Source organism: Cellulomonas septica (assembly GCF_012396155.1).
Taxonomy (GTDB): domain Bacteria; phylum Actinomycetota; class Actinomycetes; order Actinomycetales; family Cellulomonadaceae; genus Cellulomonas; species Cellulomonas septica.
The window spans coordinates 1-3,585 of sequence record NZ_JAAXOY010000361.1; the positions used below are offsets into that span (position 1 = coordinate 1).

Annotated in this window: 3 protein-coding genes and 1 pseudogene; 3 read left to right on the forward strand and 1 reads right to left on the reverse strand. The window is 74.6% G+C overall.

The features are described 5' to 3' along the window. Both radA and disA read left to right on the forward strand, forming a co-directional pair. Nucleotides 1-1,087: DNA repair protein RadA (gene radA, locus HGA02_RS13210; RefSeq protein WP_168679397.1), on the forward strand; the 1,087-nt coding region annotated here is incomplete at its 5' end. Between the two features lie 292 nt (nucleotides 1,088-1,379). Further along, nucleotides 1,380-2,450 (forward strand): DNA integrity scanning diadenylate cyclase DisA, encoded by a 1,071-nt coding sequence (disA, locus tag HGA02_RS13215; protein ID WP_124344378.1) that lies wholly within the window; start codon nucleotides 1,380-1,382, stop codon nucleotides 2,448-2,450. Between the two features lie 103 nt (nucleotides 2,451-2,553). Here the strand turns inward: disA and HGA02_RS13220 are convergent, their stop codons facing one another. Next, nucleotides 2,554-3,186, reverse strand: a complete 633-nt coding sequence (locus HGA02_RS13220) for a hypothetical protein (RefSeq protein WP_168679398.1) — start codon at nucleotides 3,184-3,186, stop codon at nucleotides 2,554-2,556. A gap of 168 nt (nucleotides 3,187-3,354) precedes the next feature. On the opposite strand from HGA02_RS13220, the pseudogene HGA02_RS13225 reads away from it, so the two are divergent. Then, a pseudogene (locus tag HGA02_RS13225) lies at nucleotides 3,355-3,585 on the forward strand (A/G-specific adenine glycosylase); the annotation flags it as partial.

Here is a 3,585-nt window from a genome sequence, read left to right on the forward strand (position 1 = left end):
CGAGCCCGGCGTGGGCAAGTCGACGCTGCTGCTCGACGTCGCCGCGCGGGCCGCCCGCGGCGGACGCCGGGTGCTCTACGTGACGGGCGAGGAGTCCGCGGGCCAGGTGCGGCTGCGGGCCGGACGCGTCGGCGCGCTGCACGAGCAGCTGCTGCTCGCGGACGAGACCGACCTCGCCACCGTCCTCGGGCACATCGAGGTCGTCGACCCCGACCTGCTCGTCCTCGACTCCGTCCAGACGATCGCGTCCGCCGCCGTCGAGGGCACCGCGGGCGGCGTCGCGCAGGTCCGCGAGGTCACCGCCGCCGTCATCGCCGCCGCGAAGTCCCGCGACCTGCCCGTCGTGCTCGTCGGGCACGTCACCAAGGACGGCTCGGTGGCCGGGCCGCGCACGCTCGAGCACCTCGTCGACGTCGTCTGCCAGTTCGAGGGTGAGCGGCACTCGCGCCTGCGCCTGCTGCGCGCGACCAAGAACCGCTTCGGCCCGACCGACGAGGTCGGCTGCTTCGACCTGTCCGAGAACGGCATCGTCGGCCTGGCCGACCCGTCCGGGCTGTTCGTGTCCCGGACGCACGCCGCCGTCCCCGGCACCTGCCTGACCGTGACGCTCGAGGGGCGCCGGCCGCTCGCGACCGAGGTCCAGGCGCTCGTCGCGCCGTCCGCCGTGCCGAACCCGCGCCGCACCACGAGCGGCGTCGACTCGTCCCGGCTCGCGATGGTGCTGGCCGTGCTGCAGCGGCGCCTCGGAGCGCGGCTCGCCGACCAGGACGTGTACGTGTCGACCGTCGGGGGTGCGCGCGTCGTCGAGCCCGCCGCCGACCTCGCGCTCGCGCTCGCCGCGGTCAGCTCACGCGAGAACACCGCGCTGCCGCAGGGGCTCGTCGCCGTCGGCGAGGTCGGGCTGGCCGGGGAGATCCGCAGCGTGTCGGGCGTCGGACGTCGGTTGTCGGAGGCCGCGAGGCTCGGGTTCACGCGCGCCGTCGTGCCCGCCGGGTCGCTCGACGGTGTCGCCCCACCCGACGGCATCCGCGTGCTCCAGGTCGGCGACCTCGCGCAGGCCGTCAGCGCCGCCGGGATCGGCGCGTGAGCGGCGAGCACGAGCACGGGGAGGCGGCGGAGCACGACGGAGCTCGCGAGGGCGACGCGGCCTGCGCGCATCGGGACGTCGTCTGGGAACCGAAACCCGTCGTGCTCTGGACCGACGTGGAGAGCACCGTCCACCGGCTGCGGTGCACCACGTGCGACGTCGAGACGGCGATCGTCGACCACCGCAAGCTGCCCGCGCTGTGAGCGCGGCGAACGGGCGGACCTCCGCACTCGTGGTGCCCGGTAGGCGGGTCGTCCGGAACTCGCTCGACACGGCTCGTTACCATGCTCAGGTGCCGACCTCGCACGCCCCCGACGACCTGCTCAGGTCGACCCTCGCCGCCGTCGCCCCCGGCGGTGAGCTTCGCGACGGCCTCGAGCGGATCCTGCGCGGCCGCACGGGCGCCCTCATCGTCCTCGGCTTCGACGACCTCGTCGCGAGCATCTGCTCCGGCGGGTTCGAGCTCGACGTCGAGTTCTCCGCGACCCGCCTGCGCGAGCTGGCCAAGATGGACGGTGCCGTCGTCGTCGACGGCGACCGCATCGTCCGCGCCGCCGTGCAGCTGCTGCCGGACCAGACCATCGAGACGTCCGAGTCCGGCACACGTCACCGCACCGCCGAGCGCGTCGCCAAGCAGACCGGCTTCCCCGTGATCTCGGTGTCCGCGTCCATGCGGATCATCGCGCTCTACGTCGGCGGCCAGCGGCACGTCCTCGAGGACTCCACGACGATCCTGTCGCGCGCCAACCAGGCCCTCGCGACGCTCGAGCGCTACAAGGCCCGCCTCGACGAGGTCAGCGGCACGCTCTCGGCGCTCGAGATCGAGGACCTCGTCACCGTCCGCGACGTGTCGACCGTCGTCCAGCGGCTCGAGATGGTCCGTCGCATCTCCGAGGAGATCGAGGGCTACGTCGTCGAGCTCGGCACCGACGGGCGCCTCCTCACGCTCCAGCTCGACGAGCTCGTCGGCGGCCTCGGGTCGGACCGCGCGCTCGTCATCCGCGACTACGTCGACACCCACCGCCGCGACGTCGACACCGTCCTCGCCGCGCTCGGCGAGCTCACGTCGACCGAGCTGCTCGACATCGCGCACATCGCCCGCGTGCTCGGTCTGCCCGGCGGCGGCGACGCCCTCGACGCGGCCGCCGGCCCCCGCGGCTACCGGCTGCTGTCGAAGGTCCCGCGCCTGCCCGGCACGATCGTCGACCGGCTCGTCGCGCACTTCGGCGGCCTGCAGAAGCTCCTGGCCGCCAGCATCGACGACCTCATGGCCGTGGACGGCGTCGGCGAGCAGCGGGCGCGCGCGGTGCGCGAGGGCCTGTCCCGGCTCGCGGAGTCGTCGATCCTCGAGCGGTACGTCTAAAGACTCGATCGGCTGACCCGCCTCGGGTCGGTCGGCACCGAAGAACGCGTCGGGTCGGTCGGCACCGACGAGCGCGTCGAGTCGGTCGGCACCGAAGAACCGGTCAGCCCAGGCCGAAGACGACCGGGGTGGCCGTCGCACCCGCGAGCGTGAACGCCGCCGAGTAGGTGCCCGCGCCGGGCGTCGGCTGGTCGGCCGGGCAGCCCTGGGCGGAGCGGACCCGGTTCCACGCGAGCGTCGACTCGTCGGACACACCACCCGCGAGCAGCAGCGTGCGGGTCTCGTTGCCCGCGACCGGGCAGTCCTTGGACGACCAGACACGGTCGACGCCCGAGGTGATGACGATCTCGCGCTGCGTGTCGCCCGCGTCGACAACGCACGGCTGGGTTCCTGTGTTGGTGATGCTGACCGTGAACGACGGGCTCGTGCCCTCGGGGAAGGACTCGGCGGTCGCGGCGATCGCGAGCGCGAGGACCTCGGGCGTGCAGGTCGGCGGGACGCCCGACGTGTCCTCGGTGTCCTCGCCGTCGTCGGCTGCGGGCGTCTCGACCTCGGTCTTCGGCTCGGCCGACGGCGTGTCCTGGGGCGAGGCGTCGGCCGGCGGCGTGGCCGAGCCGCGGCCGGCGACGAGCCACACGACCAGGACGACGAGGAGCAGCGGGATCCCGAGGACGACGACGCGCCGCACCCAGTACACGCGGGCGGGCAGCGGGCCTGCGGGCCGGACGACGCCCATCGCACCCCCTCGGTCGGCTTCTCGGTCGGTCGCTCGTGGTGTCGGCCGGACGCTCGCGGACGGAGGGGGCCTGACGCGCGACCACAGTACGGCGGCGGCGCACCCGGACCGGACCCGACTCGCGGGGCGAGACGCACGGGCGTCGGTGCCGTCGGGGAGGATGGCCGGGTGCCCCTGATCCTCGACGCCGCCGGCGTGCGCGACGACGTCGTCGCGTGGTTCGACGCGCACGCGCGCGACCTGCCGTGGCGCGCGCCGGACCGCACGCCGTGGGGCGTCCTGGTCAGCGAGGTCATGCTGCAGCAGACACCCGTCGTCCGGGTCGAGCCCGCGTGGCGCGCGTGGATGACGCGCTGGCCGACACCCGCCGACCTGGCGGCCGCGAGCACCGCCGACGTG